Raw genomic sequence first — 13,214 nt, forward strand, 5'->3', positions numbered from 1 at the left:
GGGGTACGTTGCGTGACACGTTCCTACCTCGACCCAACCTGTCGCGACGAAGGGGCACGCCGTGGTGCATGCATACATCCTCATCCAGACCGAGGTCGGCAAGGCCGCTGCAGTCGCCTCAGAGATCTCCGGGATCGCCGGGGTAGCCACCGCTGAAGACGTCACCGGTCCCTACGACGTCATCGTGCGCGCCGAGGCCGACACCGTCGACCAGCTCGGCCAGCTCGTGGTCGCGCGCATCCAGAACGTCGAGGGCATCACTCGTACGCTGACCTGCCCGGTGGTGCATCTCTAGCCCGTGTTGTCATAACTGGGTGACTCAGCAGGAATCCACGTCGGCGCTGTCCCGGCCGCTGCTCGCGGCGGTCGGGCTCGCCGTGTTGCTCGCCATCGGTGTCGCCACGCTCGGTCTGGTGCTGGGCACGGGAAACCAGACGGAGGACGTGCCCGGTCGCACGGGTCCCCTCGCGCTGGTCTCGATCGACGCGCCCGACGCGGCCTCGCAGCCGTGCACGTCGCTGATCGAGAAGCTGCCGGTGGGGCTGCCGTCCGGGAAGGACATGCTGCCGCGCCGCGAGATCGCCTCGCCCGCGCCGCCCGCCGCGGTCGCGTGGGGTGACGCCAAACACGATCCGGTGGTGTTGCGGTGCGGGCTGCCGAGGCCGGCCGAGCTCACGCCGACCTCGCAGCTGCGGGTGATCTCGGACGTGCAGTGGCTGCAGCTGCCCGGTTCCGGCAGCTCGACGTGGGTGATCGTGGACCGCGCCGCGTACGTGGCGCTGACGGTGCCCGACGACGCGGGCACCGGACCGTTGCAGGACATCTCCACGACCGTGCGCGACCTGCTGCCGAAACAGCCGGTCAAAACCACGCCCTAGCGCAGACCCGCGCCGCGCGCGATCGCCGTCTCGATCAGCGTCGTCAGCAACGTGCCGAAATCGATGCCGGTCGCTTCCCACGCCTTGGGGTACATGGAGATCGGCGTGAAACCGGGCATCGTGTTGAGCTCGTTGATGATCAGCTCGTCGTCCTCGGTGAGGAAGAAGTCCACCCTGGACAGTCCCTGGCAGTCGAGCGCCCTGAACGCGGTGACGGCCATCTCGCGCAGCTTCGCGGTGATGTCGTCGTCGAGCTTCGCCGGGATGTCGGCCTCGTAGGAGTCGTCGACGTACTTGGCGTTGAAGTCGTACCACTCCACGCCCTCGGCGACCGGCCGCAGCTCGGCGGGCAGCGAGGCCTCGACGTGGCCGTCGGGGAACTCCAGGACGGCGCACTCGATCTCGCGCACGTTCGGCACCGCGGCCTCGATGATGACCTTGGGGTCGTGCTGGCGGGCCTCGAAGATCGCGGCGTCGAGGTCGGCCCAGTCGCTGATCTTGGAGATGCCGACGGACGACCCCGCGCGCGACGGCTTCACGAACACCGGCAGGCCGAGGTGCTCGCGCTCGTCGAGGGTCAGCGTGGTGGCGGCGCGGTCCAGCGCGACGAACCTGCCGACCGGCAGGCCCTCCGCCTGGAGGATCTTCTTGGCGAAGATCTTGTCCATGGCTGCGGCGCTCGCGAACACGCCGGGCCCGACGTACGGGAGTCCGCCGAGCTCGAGGAGGCCCTGGATGGTGCCGTCCTCGCCCCACGCGCCGTGCAGCAGGGGGAACACGACGTCGACGTCCTTCAGGGCCTGACCGGGCTCGATCGCGACCACATCGGTGCGGTTGCGCAGCGTCGGGAGGTTTCCGGCGCCCGCCTCGAGCGCGTTCGGATCCATGCCCAGTGCCCACTGCCCCTGCGGTGTGATGCCGACGGGCACCACCTCGAAGCGGTCGGGGTCGAGGTGAGGCAGGACGCTCTTGGCGGACTGGCAGGAGACCTCGTGCTCGGAGCTGCGGCCGCCGAACACCACGGCCACCCTCGTCTTGCGCTGCGTCATGGGGCCCGACCCTACCCGTTTGGGCGATTGTGCCCACCGACCAGTTCTATCCTCCACGACGTGAAGATCAAGACGCTCGACCTCGCCGACGAGACCGAGCTCCGGGGTTACGCCGAGGTGCGGATCGCCGCCCAGACCGCGGATCGTCCCCGCGAACCGGCACCGAGCCCTGAACGGATCATCGAGTCGCTACGGGAGACCAGCCCGGGCTTCAGCGGGATCGTCCGCCTCGTCGCGCTGCTCGACGGCGAGGTCGCGGGCGTCGTTTCCGCAGGACTGCTGGAGAGGCTGGCGACCGGCTCGATCACGGTCCACCCGCGGCACCGCAGGCGCGGCATCGGCACCGCGCTGCTGGAGGCGTTGCTGCCCGAACTGCGCGCGGCCGGCCGGGAGGCGCTGGAGGACCGGGTCGCACCGGGCAGCGCAGGCGAGCACTGGGCGCTCACGCACGGCTTCCAGGTGACCGCGTCCCGGGTCGTGCAGCAGCTGACGGTCGCCGACGTCGATCCCGTTTCCTGGGAGCTGCCCGCACCCGCCGGCTACCGGGTGGAGCGGTGGACCGGCGAGACGCCCGAGCACCTGCTGGTGTCGTTGGCCGCCACGCGGCGGGCGATCCACGACGCGCCGGACGGTGATCACGCTCCGGAGTGGACGCCGGAACTGGTCCGGGCCGAGGAGGCGCAGGACCGGGCGGCCGGCGTCGAGCGCCGCGCCGTCGTGGCGGTCGAGGAGGCCACGGGTCACGTCGCGGCGTTCACCAACGTGCGGCTGTACCCGGAGGACGTCGAGCACACGTTCTGGCAGGACACGGTGGTCGCGCCTCGTCATCGCGGGCGAGGGCTCGCTCGGTTCGTCAAGGCGCAGCTGCTTCCGTGGCTGCTCGCGGACCGGCCGGAGCTGGAGCGCATCGAGACCGGAACGGCGTCCGCCAACGCCCCCATGATCCGGACGAACGAGGCGCTGGGGTTCGTCACCACCCGCGAGGTCGTGGTGGTCAGCCGTTCCGTTTGATCAGCTCGGTGAGGATCGGCAACGCGGAGACGAGCTGCTCGCGCGAGCACGCGCTGTACCCGATCGCGAGCCCGTGGAACTTGGCCCGGTTCACGTAGTGCCTGGCCAGTCCGTCGACCCGCAGGCCGCGTTCGAGGGCGAGCTTCATGACCTCCCGCTCCTGGTCGAGGCTGGGCAGCAGCACGACGACGTGCGCGCCCGCGTCGTCGCCGATCATCGTGATGCCGGCGGCCGCGAACGTGTCGACGATCAACGCGCGGCGCTCGGACAGCTCGCGCCGCAGCTTGCGCAGGTGGCGGCCGAGGTCGCCGGTGCGGGCCAGCTCGACGACGACCCGTTGGCCCGCGGCGGCCGGGCTGGTGCCGGTCAGGTCGCGGTGTTCGAGGATGGTCGTGGCGATGTGCTCGGGGGCGACCATCCAGCCAGCGCCCAGGGTCGGGGTGAGGATCTTGCTCGTGGTGCCGAGGTGGACGACGACGTCCGGGGCGAGCGCGGCCAGTGACGGCAGCGGTGCCACGTCGTAGCGGAGCTCGCCGTCGTAGTCGTCCTCGATGACGAGCCACCCGTCGCGGCGCGCCCGCTCGACCAGCGCGACCCTGCGGCCGGCCGACATGCGGCCACCGAGCGGGTACTGGTGGGCGGGCGAGCAGTAGACGGCCTTCACCCCGGCAGGAACCGCCTCGGGAAGAAGACCCTCGGCGTCGACCGCGGCTTGGACGACCTTCAAGCCCGCCGCGCGGAAGACGCCCACGGCGCGTTGGTAGCCCGGCTCCTCGACGGCCACGGCGTCACCGCGGTTCAGCACGGCCACCGCGATCTCGGTCAGCACCGCCGTGGTGCCGCCCGTCGCGAGCACGGGGTCGGCGTTGACGGCCAGGCCGCGGTGGCGGAGCAGGTGTTCGGCGATGGCCTCGCGGTACTCGGGCAGGCCAGCGCGTTCGGGACGGGACAGCGGCGGCGCGTCGGCCGCGGCGCGCCACGCCCTGCGCCAGGCCGCGCGGTCGAGGCCCGCTGCCCACGGCGCGCCGGTGCTGAGGTCGACGAGGTCGACGACGGCGGGTACGGCGGCCTTGCGCGAACGTTTGCGCAACGGGCCCGGCGGGGTCGTCGTGACGTAGGTGCCGGAGCCGTGCCGGCCCGCGATCCAGCCCTCCGCGTGCAGCTGCTCGTAGGCGGCGGCGGTGACCGTGCGGGAGACACCGAGCGATTCGGCCAACGCGCGCGTGGACGGCAGCCGGTCGCCCGCACGCAGCCGTCCTTCCGACGCGGCGGCGCGCAGGGCGTCGGCGAGCTGGACGGCGAGCGGTTCCGCGGACTCGCGGTCCAGCGCGACGGGAAGCGCGGTCTCAGCCAAAGTGGCCTTCTCGAATCGGCGGATAATGGCGCTTCAATGATGCCACTTTTGCCCGCACAGTAGGTGCATGACCGCTGAACTGCAGCTCTCCCCCACCCCGCGCAGCACCGTCGTCCGCGGCAAGAAGCGAGCCGTCCAGGACCGCCAGGTGCTCTACGACATCCTCGACGCGGGCCTGGTCTGCCACCTCGCCGTGGAGGTCGACGGGGCACCGTTCCTCATCCCCACCGCGTACGGGCGGGACGGCAACCGCATCTTCCTGCACGGGTCGACGGGTTCACGGTCCATCAGGAGCATGCTGGAAGGCAAGCAGGTTTGCGTCGCGGTCACGCTCGTGGACGGCGTCGTGTACTCGCGGTCGGTGTTCCACCACTCGATGAACTACCGGTCGGCGATCATCCACGGCACCGCGAAGATCGCCGAGGACCCCGAGCACGCGTTGAAGGTCATCGTCGAGCACGTCACGCCCGGCAGCTGGGACTACGCGCGGCAGCCGTCCAAGAAGGAGCTGGCGCAGACGGCCGCGCTGGAGATCGACCTGACCGAGGCCAGCGTGAAGGTGCGCGAGGGCGGGCCGGGCGAGGAGCCGGCCGACCTCGAAGCGAACCTCGTGTGGGCCGGGCACATGCCGCTCATCCAGTCGTGGGGCGCGCCCGTGCCGCACGAGACGGACAAGCCGGTACCGCCGCACGTCAGCGCACGGGGCCGTTGACCGGGTCGTAGCGGTAGGGGGTCATGGCGCGGGTGCCGTGCCGGTAGACGTGGATCGACACGGCCGGGTCCACTCCGTCGTTGCGCACCTGGTGCACGTAGCCGGGCCCCCACACCCGCGACTGGCCGGCGTGCAGCGAGTGCACGACCTGGATGCGGGTCGTCACCACCTCGGTCAGCAGGCCGCTGACCACGGTGAACGCGCCGGTGGTCGTGGAGTGGTCGTGCAGCGAGGCCGTCTGACCGGGGAGCCAGCTCATCAGCCAGATCTCCTGGTCGTCGGTCTTGTCGACCAACGCCGAGAAGCGCTCCTCCGGGTCGTAGCGGAGCAGGTGCTTCCAGCGGTCGCGGTCGGCCGCCCACGCCAGCGCCACCCGGACGGGGTGCAGCAGCGCGGAGTTCTCAGGCAGAACGACGGAGTTCTCGGGTACGGCGAACATGAGGGAAAACAGTCCTAACCATGGCGAATGCGCGAAAAGAGGACGCGGGACTATCGCCAGGTACAACACAGTGCGTTGAAGGACATGCCGGAGAGGGTCCCGGAACTCCGGCCCTCTGTCAAACCAGGCCCAGAGCTTGGGACACGTCCGCGACCAGGTCCCGCGTGTCCTCGCACCCGGCCGAGAACCGCACGAGACCCTCGGGCACCGGGTCGCCCCACTGCGCGCGCCGGTCCGCCGTCGAGTGCAGGCCGCCGAACGACGTCGCCGCCGACACGAGCCGCGACTTCGCCAGGAACTTCTCCACCGCCTCAGCCGACTCCAGCTCGAACGTCAGCACGCCGTTGAACCGCCGCATCTGCTGCGCCGCCACGAGGTACGCGGGGTCCTCGGGCGCACCAGGCCAGCGGAGGTTCTCGACCCGCCCCTTGAGCAGCTCGTGGAGCGCGGCCGCGTTCTCCGCCTGCCGCGCGAGCCGCAGGTCGAGCGTTCCCAGGCCGCGCAGCACGAGCCACGACTCGAACGGGCCGGGGATCGCGCCGTTCACCGTCCGCGCGTCGCGCACCTTCGCGGCCAGCTCGGCCGACGACGTCGTCACGTGTCCGAAGAGGACGTCGCTGTGGCCGGCGACCGCCTTGGTGTCCGACGCCACCACGACGTCCGCGCCGAGCTCCAGCGGCCGTTGCCCCAGCGGGGTGGCGGTCGTGTTGTCCACCGCCAGCAACGCACCGGCCGCGTGCGCCGCGTCGGCCAGTGCCGCGATGTCGCACACGTCCAGACCGGGGTTCGACGGCGTCTCCAGCAGGACGAGCTTCACCCCGTCGAACGACGGGTACGGCCCCGCCGTGGGCACCTCGACTACGTTGATGTCCATTTCGGACACGAACCTGCGGGTCAGGTAGTAGCCGTCCGACGGGAGCACCAGAGTGTCCCCAGTGGACAGAACGGCCCGCAGCAACGTGGAGATCGCCGCCATCCCGGACGGGAACACGACGCACTCGCCGCCCTCCAGCGATCCCAGCGCGGCTTCCAGCGACCGCCACGTCGGGTTGCTCGCGCGACCGTAGTAGTCCTCGCCGCCGAGGTGGTACGCCGACGCGAACACCGGCTGTGCGCCGAACGGTTCGCCCGGCGCACCGGAGATCGCGTGCACGACCCGCGTGCCGTCACCGAGCTCGCTCACTGGCGCTCGTGCTTCCGGTCGCGGCCGAGCAGCGCGGCACCGAGTTCCCGCACGCTCAACCCGTCGTGGCACACCTGGTGCACGCCTTCGGTGATCGGCATGTCGACCCCGTGCTTCGCGGCGAGCTCGCGGATCGACGAGCACGACTTCACACCCTCGGCGACCTGACCGTGCGCGGCTTCCTGCGCCTGCGCGAGGGTCTCGCCCCTGCCGAGCCGCTCACCGAAGGACCGGTTGCGCGACAACGGCGACGCACAGGTCGCGACGAGGTCGCCCAGACCCGCCAGACCCGCGAACGTCAGCGGGTCGGCCCCGAGCGCCGCGCCCAGCCGTGCCGTCTCGGCCAGACCGCGCGTGATGATCGACGCCATCGTGTTGTCGCCGTAGCCCATGCCCGCCGCCATGCCGCACGCCAGCGCGATGACGTTCTTGCACGCCCCGCCGAGCTCGCAGCCGACGACGTCGGTGTTGGTGTAGGGGCGGAAGTACGAGTTGGAGCACGCGTGCTGCAGGTCGACCGCGCGGTCGTGGTCCGTGCACGCGATGACGGTCGCGGTCGGCTGCCCGACGGCGATCTCCTTGGCCAGGTTGGGCCCGGACACCACGGCCACCTGGGACTCGTCGACGCCGGCGACCTCGCGGATCACCTCGCTCATCCGCTTCAGGGTGCCGAGCTCGACGCCCTTGGACAGCGACACCAGGGTCGCGTCCGGCGGCAGCAGCTCCTTCCACGCCGAGAGGTTGACCCGCAACGTCTGCGACGGCACGGCCAGCACCACCGCGTCGGCACCGTCGAGGGCCTTCGCCGCATCCGCGGTGGCCGCCAGGTTCGCGGGCAGCGAGATCCCCGGCAGGTAGCCGGAGTTCACCCTGGTCTCGGTGATCTCCGACGCGACGTCCTGCCGCCGCGCCCACAGCACGACCTCGGGACCGGAGTCCGCGATGACCTTCGCGAACGTCGTGCCCCACGAACCGGCGCCGAGCACCGCAACGCGTTCGATTGCCATGGGTTCAGGCCTTCCTCGGTCCGTAGAAGCCTTCCGGTGCCTGCTGGCCGCGCACCTCGGACAGGAGGTCCTTCACGCGGTTCATCAGCAGGTCGGTGACCTCGCGCAGCACCGCCAGCGACTCCTCGGAGCCCTTGTACGCCGACAGGTCGACCGGCTCGCCGACGAGGTAGGTGACCGTCTTGCGCGGGAAGGGCCGGAACCTCTTCTTGTAGTGGTCGTAGATGTCGACCGTGCCCCAGCGGGCGATCGGGATCACCGGGCCGTCGTGCTGCAGCGCGAGCCGGGCGACACCGGTGCGCGAGTTCATCGGCCAGCTCTCGGGATCCTTGGTGATCGTGCCCTCTGGGTAGATCACCACGAGGTCGCCGCTCGCCAGCGCCTCGTGGGCCGCGCGCAGGCTCTGCTGGGCGTCCGTGGTGCCCCGGTAGACCGGGATCTGCCGCGTGCCGCGCAGGATCTTGTTCGCGACCGGGATGTTCCACAGGCTGTGCTTCGCGAGGAAGTGCGGCACCCGGCCGTGGCGGTGCACGAACACCGCGTCGTAGATCGGGTCGAGGTGCGAGATGTGGTTCATGACCAGCAGCACCGAACCCTGGCGCGGGATGCGGTCGCCGTGCAGGTACCTGCGCCTGCCCAGCAGGCCCGACAGCGGGTAGACGATCGTCGCGGCGACGCCGACCCAGAAGCCGCCCTTCTCCCGTTTGGCCACGTGGAGCTCTCCTCACCCTGCTAGATCTGCGCCCAGGAGCACATTAGTCGTCAGATCGTGGACTATGACGAGGTGCGGGATGAAGTTGACCTCGTGGTTCCGGTCAAAACGCTCGACAGGGCCAAGACCAGGCTGACCAGCGCCACCGGCGGTGATCCGGTGTCACACGCGGCGCTGGCGCTCGCGCTCGCCATGGACACGGTGAGCGCCGCCGTGGCGACGCCCGGTGTCCGCCGCGTGGTCACGATCACATCGGACCCCGCCGTCGCCGCCGAGATGGCGGCGCTGGGCGTCGAGGCGCTGCCCGAGCCCGCGGAGCCCGGACTGAACGCGGCGCTGCGGCACGGCGCCCGCACGCTCCGGTCGGACCGCGTCGGCGCGCTCCAGGCCGACCTGCCCGCGCTCAAGCCGGGCGAGCTCCAGGCAGCGCTCGAAGCGGCGGGGAACCGTCGCGCGTTCGTCCCCGACCGGCAGGGCACCGGAACGACGTTGCTCCTCGCCGCACCCGGCGGGGAGCTCGACCCGCGGTTCGGTGTCGGGTCCGCGGGACATCACCGGATTTCCGGTGCGGTGGCGCTGTTCGGGCCGTGGCCGTCGCTGCGCTGTGACGTGGACACGGAAGAAGACTTGCGCCTCGCGCTGACGCTCGGTCTCGGCGCGCACACCGCGAACGCGTTGCCCGCCTGGACAACCTGAGCGATCGTCACGCGTCTTCCGGGTCACCGGGGTGATCACGACTTGGGAGACTGATGCGAGCGCTCATCGCGCTGGCGGCGATCACGGCCATCGCGGGCTGTGTCGCCGCCGTACCGATCGACCGGCCTTCCGGCTACACCGCGCCGAGCGAGCTCGACTCGTGTCGCGTGGACCTGCCCCAGGACTGGAAGGACGAGCTGGCCCGCAACTCCACGGAGGTGGGCTCGCACGAGAAGGTCACCGTCGTCGGCGCGAACGAGAAGGCCGACGTGACGCTCGTGAAGACCACGCGCAACAGGACCACCGAACTCGTGTTGCGCGACAGCACGAAGCGCCAGCAGGTCATGGCGGTGCAGGACGACGCGCAGCTCGTCGGCGTCGAGTTCGACGGCCGCTGGGTGACGTTCTCCACGACGCCCAGCCCGTCCGACCGCACCCCGACGACCTACGCGTGGGACTCGCGCAACGACGGCGCGCCCGTGCGGATCGGGGACAGCGGTGCCGTGGTGCACAACGGCAAAGCCGCCTGGTCCGACAGCAAGGGCGTGCACGTCTACGACCTCGCGAGGAAGAAGGACAGGATCGTCGGCCAGGGCAAGGAGCCGGTGTTCCTCGGCGACGCGGTCCTGTGGCTGCAGGACGGGAAGTTCCGCGCCGAGACGGCGTTGCCCGACCAGCTCAAGAACGCGCGGCCCGGCGGGAGCGCGGCGTCGGACGGCCGCACCGTGGTGTGGACGCAGGGCGACGCCCTGCACGCCTGGCGCGAAGGCTGGACCGAGCCGCGCGAGCTCGCCGTGATCAAGACCGCGTCCAGGACGGAGGGCATCGTCTTCCCGCGGGTCAGCGGTGACTTCGTGTCGTGGCAGTCGGGGTCGTCGTACGTCACGGACATCCGCAGCGGCGCGACGATGCACACCACCGACGACGCCTACTGGCTGGAGGTCCACGGCGGAGCGCTGACCCAGCAGGGCGGTCGTGTCGCGGCGGCCGCTGCACTGTCGTCGCTCTCGGCGTTGCCCGCGTGCTGACGCGGGTGCTGGCCGCGCTGGTGGTGCTCCTGCCGGCGACGCCGCTGTCCGGTCTTTCCCCGTTGCCCCGATGTTGAGTGACGAACACCACGAAAATGTTGTCAGGGGCAACTCGACGGGGAACCCCGGCACCTTTACATCCGTATCCCCTGATGCAAACGGCGTATCCCCCGACGCCGTTCCCCGACGCGTTGCCCCGAGGTGTACTGCATGAAGTCGTTGACGCACGCCGACTACCTGGCGTTGCGCCGCTTTCCCGCTCTTGACGGCCTGCGCGCCATTGCCGCGGTGCTGGTCGTGTTCTTCCACTACGGGGGCCCGGACTGGCTGCAGGGCTGGGCGGGAGTCCAGATGTTCTTCGTGCTCAGCGGTTTTCTCATCACGACGCTGATGCTGCGCGAGGAACGCGGCACGGGCCGCATCTCGCTCAAGGAGTTCTACCTGCGCCGGTCGTTCCGCATTCTGCCGGTGTACTTCGTGGTTCTGCTGGTCACCGCGGCCGGTTCCGCGATCGCGGGAACGTTCGTCAGCAACGGCATCGGCCCTGCGCTCAAGTACTTCTTCACTTTCACCAACGAGTTCGCCGGTTCCAGCCCGTACGGCCAGTCGTGGTCGCTGGGAATCGAGCAGAAGTTCTACCTGGTCTGGCCGCTGGTGGCGATCGCGCTGGGCACCGTCGTGCTCAAGCGCCGCGCCGGTGCCGCCGTTCTCGGGTTGCTGCTCGCGCTCGTCGTCGTCAACTTCACCGTGTCGCACAGCAACCCCGGCTGGCCGCTGCACTACTTCTCGATCCTCACCGGTGTCCTGCTCGCCATCGCGCTGCACAGCCGGCGCGGGTTCGAGCTGCTGCGCCCGCTCACGAGCCCGGTCGCGCAGGTCTTCGTCTCGGTCGGATTCGCCGGCGTGCACCTGAGCGTGAAGCCGATCGCCGGGTTCCTCGACGGCATCAACGGGATTCCCGGTCACGTGCTGGTCATCCCGGTCTACGCGCTCGCGACGGCGGTGCTGCTCACCGCGCTGGTCTCGCCGGGCCCGGCGACGACTTTGCTGTCCACGAAGCCGATGCAGTTCGTCGGTGAGCGCTCGTACTCGCTCTACCTCGTGCAGACGATCGCCGCGACGGTCATCGCGTTCGTCTGGCCCTCGTTGTCCGGCATCGGACAGTCCGTCGTGGTCACGGCACTGGGCCTGGCGCTGGCGAGCGTCCTCTACACGACCGTGGAGATCCCGATGATCAACCTCGGCCGGCGTGTGATCACCCGCCAGCGCGCGGCGGCCGCCGTCAGGGCTGCCGTTGCCGGGGAGAAGGCTCAGCAGGGTGCGCCGCAGGCTCCCGCGCCGCAGTCGGAGTCGTCGCGGCTCGCGAGCATCGGACACGCCCAGCCGTAGAACGGGTTCGGGGCGAGCGGCACGCGGTCGCGGCCGCTCTCCCTGGCCAGTTCTTTCGAGTGGTGAGCGGTGAGCGTCACGTTCGTGCCGCTCTCCTGCGCCTCGTACGCGCCCTTCTCCAGCTCCAGGATCTCGACGCCGCGCGAGATGTCGGCGACGAAGACGGTGTTCTTGTGCCAATACGGCGCCCACGACACCGCCGCGTCCGGCCGCCAGTACCCGATCTGGATCGGCTTGGCCGGGTTGGAGATGTCGAGGAACCGGGTGCCCTGCTCGTACCAGGAGTAGGCCACGATCCGCTTGTTCACGTCGAAGTAGTGCGCGGAGCACTCGACGTCGGCGGGGATGGTGCCCTCCTGGTCGTCAGGGCTCCACACGCCGACCGTCTTCATCTCGAACGGCTGGGTGCTCCAGCCCTCGCCGTTGTACGAGCCCTTCAGCGACGAGATGACGAACCGGCCCTCGGTCTTGCAGGTCGGCGAACCGAACGCCTCCTCGGTGTGCAGCAGGAGGCTGCCCGGCGGGTTCTCCGGCGTGGGACGCGGGCCGTCGGCCAGCGTCCTGCCGACCGGGCGGAACGAGTTGTGCGTGAACGAGGTCGGCATGTCCACCTTCGGCACGTTGCCGCCCGCGTAGGCGATCGGGTCCCACGCCTTCGCCTCGCGGAACTTCCCGCTCAGCGGATCGCGGTGCCAGCCCTGCGTCCAGTAGCCGCGGGTGCCGTTGTCGCCCGCGACCCACGCGATGCCCTGCGCGTCGACCTGGACGTCGTGCGTGATCTTGCCTTCGCCCGCCTTGCCGCGGACGTCGATCGAGACCGGCAATTCCTTCGGGTTCTTCGGGTCGCGGATGTCGGTGACGAAGATCCGCCCGGTCTTGGCGTCCGACCGGTCGCGCCCTGCCGTCCACAGGAACTGGCAGTCGTTGATGCAGGTGGTCGTGTGGCCGGTGTCCTGCCGGTGGAACGCCAGGATCTTCAGGTCGGCCGGGTCCACAGCGGACACGATGTAGTTGCCGGTCGGGCGGTCGCCGGGGAGGGTGCGGCCGAACGAGTTGACCTCGCGCGCCAGGAACGCGAGCTTGCGCACGGGGTCGACGTTGATGTCCTCGTTCTCCCAGAAGATCTTCGTCGGGTCGTCGCCCGGCAGCGCCATCTCCTGCTTGGTGAGGTGGTCGAGGAGCTTCGGATGGTCGAGATCGGTGACGTCGAACGTCTTCAGCCCGGTTTCGAGGCTGACGAACGCCACGTCACGAGGCCCGTACTGGGCGAACGCGATCGAGATCGCGCGTGCCGAGTCGGGCAGGGTCGCCTTCAGGCGCACGTTCTTCGCAGCCGCCTGCAGGCGTGGTTTGTCCACCTTCGGAGTCCTGGGCTCGGCGGCCGCAGCCGAAGCCAGTCCTGCCGTGGTGAAGGCCAACAGGGTCGCCGCAGTCAATGTGGCTAGAACCTTCATGCACTCGACCCTGGCAGTGGCTCAAATGAGACGTGTAGGTCCGAACGTCTAGGCTTTCCGGCTGTGCAGGCGACCGTGTCCACGTTCAACAGTGACGGCTCTGCCGTCGTCCTGCGCGACGACGGCGTCCTGGTCGATGTGAGCGCGGCCGCGGTCACCGCGGGTGGCTGGCGAATGCTGCGTCCGGGTCAGCGGGTGACCCTCGAACGTAGTCCCGACGGGGCGGTCACCGCCCTGCGCATGCCAGTTCTGTGACGAGGAGTTCACCAGTCGGTCGTTCTGGACAGGGGCGCTCGCGGCAA

Annotated in this window: 15 protein-coding genes; 8 read left to right on the top strand and 7 right to left on the bottom strand. The window is 70.1% G+C overall.

Features of this window, described 5'->3' with window-relative positions; genetic code table 11:
• Positions 1-61 precede the first annotated feature (61 nt).
• Together IEZ09_RS35465 and IEZ09_RS35470 are read left to right on the top strand one after the other, a co-directional pair.
• On the top strand, positions 62-295 hold the full coding sequence (locus IEZ09_RS35465) for an Lrp/AsnC ligand binding domain-containing protein (protein ID WP_089925682.1): 234 nt from the start codon (positions 62-64) through the stop codon (positions 293-295).
• A 19-nt stretch (positions 296-314) separates the two neighbouring features.
• A complete protein-coding gene (locus IEZ09_RS35470; RefSeq protein ID WP_229813254.1) occupies positions 315-878 on the top strand; it encodes a DUF3515 domain-containing protein in 564 nt (187 codons plus the stop codon).
• Here IEZ09_RS35470 and IEZ09_RS35475 read toward each other — a convergent pair.
• Entirely contained in the window at positions 875-1,927 is a 1,053-nt protein-coding gene (locus IEZ09_RS35475; RefSeq protein WP_189258195.1) for a D-alanine--D-alanine ligase family protein, read from the bottom strand. The genes IEZ09_RS35470 and IEZ09_RS35475 overlap by 4 nt on opposite strands.
• A 60-nt stretch (positions 1,928-1,987) precedes the next feature.
• Between IEZ09_RS35475 and IEZ09_RS35480 the strand changes: the two genes are divergently transcribed.
• The gene (locus IEZ09_RS35480) at positions 1,988-2,938 is read left to right on the top strand and encodes a GNAT family N-acetyltransferase (RefSeq protein ID WP_189258196.1); all 951 of its coding nucleotides are present in this window, start codon (positions 1,988-1,990) and stop codon (positions 2,936-2,938) included.
• On the opposite strand, the gene pdxR is transcribed toward IEZ09_RS35480, so the two are convergent.
• Complete coding sequence (gene pdxR, locus IEZ09_RS35485; protein ID WP_189258197.1) at positions 2,922-4,292, bottom strand: MocR-like pyridoxine biosynthesis transcription factor PdxR; 1,371 nt, start codon at positions 4,290-4,292, stop codon at positions 2,922-2,924. The two genes, IEZ09_RS35480 and pdxR, sit on opposite strands and share 17 nt — an antisense overlap.
• A 67-nt stretch (positions 4,293-4,359) precedes the next feature.
• On the opposite strand from pdxR, the gene IEZ09_RS35490 reads away from it, so the two are divergent.
• Positions 4,360-5,004: a pyridoxamine 5'-phosphate oxidase family protein gene (locus IEZ09_RS35490; protein WP_189258198.1), complete on the top strand. Its 645-nt coding sequence runs from the start codon at positions 4,360-4,362 to the stop codon at positions 5,002-5,004.
• Here the strand turns inward: IEZ09_RS35490 and IEZ09_RS35495 are convergent.
• The 4 genes from IEZ09_RS35495 to IEZ09_RS35510 form a co-directional block, all read right to left on the bottom strand.
• The gene (locus tag IEZ09_RS35495; RefSeq protein ID WP_189258199.1) at positions 4,985-5,443 is read right to left on the bottom strand and encodes a cysteine dioxygenase; all 459 of its coding nucleotides are present in this window, start codon (positions 5,441-5,443) and stop codon (positions 4,985-4,987) included. The two genes, IEZ09_RS35490 and IEZ09_RS35495, sit on opposite strands and share 20 nt — an antisense overlap.
• 118 nt (positions 5,444-5,561) lie before the next feature.
• The gene (locus tag IEZ09_RS35500; RefSeq protein ID WP_189258200.1) at positions 5,562-6,626 is read right to left on the bottom strand and encodes a cystathionine gamma-lyase; all 1,065 of its coding nucleotides are present in this window, start codon (positions 6,624-6,626) and stop codon (positions 5,562-5,564) included.
• A complete protein-coding gene (locus IEZ09_RS35505; protein ID WP_189258201.1) occupies positions 6,623-7,633 on the bottom strand; it encodes an NAD(P)H-dependent glycerol-3-phosphate dehydrogenase in 1,011 nt (336 codons plus the stop codon). The genes IEZ09_RS35500 and IEZ09_RS35505 overlap by 4 nt, the downstream gene beginning before the upstream one ends.
• 4 nt (positions 7,634-7,637) lie before the next feature.
• Complete coding sequence (locus IEZ09_RS35510) at positions 7,638-8,345, bottom strand: lysophospholipid acyltransferase family protein (protein ID WP_189258202.1); 708 nt, start codon at positions 8,343-8,345, stop codon at positions 7,638-7,640.
• Between the two features lie 72 nt (positions 8,346-8,417).
• On the opposite strand from IEZ09_RS35510, the gene cofC reads away from it, so the two are divergent.
• From cofC to IEZ09_RS35525, 3 genes are all read left to right on the top strand, one after another.
• Positions 8,418-9,041, top strand: a complete 624-nt coding sequence (gene cofC / locus IEZ09_RS35515) for a 2-phospho-L-lactate guanylyltransferase (protein ID WP_189258203.1) — start codon at positions 8,418-8,420, stop codon at positions 9,039-9,041.
• A gap of 53 nt (positions 9,042-9,094) precedes the next feature.
• On the top strand, positions 9,095-10,069 hold the full coding sequence (locus tag IEZ09_RS35520; protein WP_189258204.1) for a hypothetical protein: 975 nt from the start codon (positions 9,095-9,097) through the stop codon (positions 10,067-10,069).
• A gap of 210 nt (positions 10,070-10,279) precedes the next feature.
• Complete coding sequence (locus IEZ09_RS35525; RefSeq protein ID WP_189258205.1) at positions 10,280-11,458, top strand: acyltransferase family protein; 1,179 nt, start codon at positions 10,280-10,282, stop codon at positions 11,456-11,458.
• Here IEZ09_RS35525 and IEZ09_RS35530 read toward each other — a convergent pair.
• Positions 11,380-12,816, bottom strand: coding sequence for an LVIVD repeat-containing protein (locus tag IEZ09_RS35530; protein WP_189258206.1), 1,437 nt, complete (start codon positions 12,814-12,816; stop codon positions 11,380-11,382). The genes IEZ09_RS35525 and IEZ09_RS35530 overlap by 79 nt on opposite strands.
• Positions 12,817-12,975: 159 nt before the next feature.
• On the opposite strand from IEZ09_RS35530, the gene IEZ09_RS35535 reads away from it, so the two are divergent.
• The gene (locus tag IEZ09_RS35535) at positions 12,976-13,167 is read left to right on the top strand and encodes a cold-shock protein (protein WP_189258207.1); all 192 of its coding nucleotides are present in this window, start codon (positions 12,976-12,978) and stop codon (positions 13,165-13,167) included.
• Positions 13,168-13,214 lie beyond the last annotated feature (47 nt).

It is taken from the genome of Lentzea flava, assembly GCF_014648475.1.
Classification (GTDB): domain Bacteria; phylum Actinomycetota; class Actinomycetes; order Mycobacteriales; family Pseudonocardiaceae; genus Lentzea; species Lentzea flava.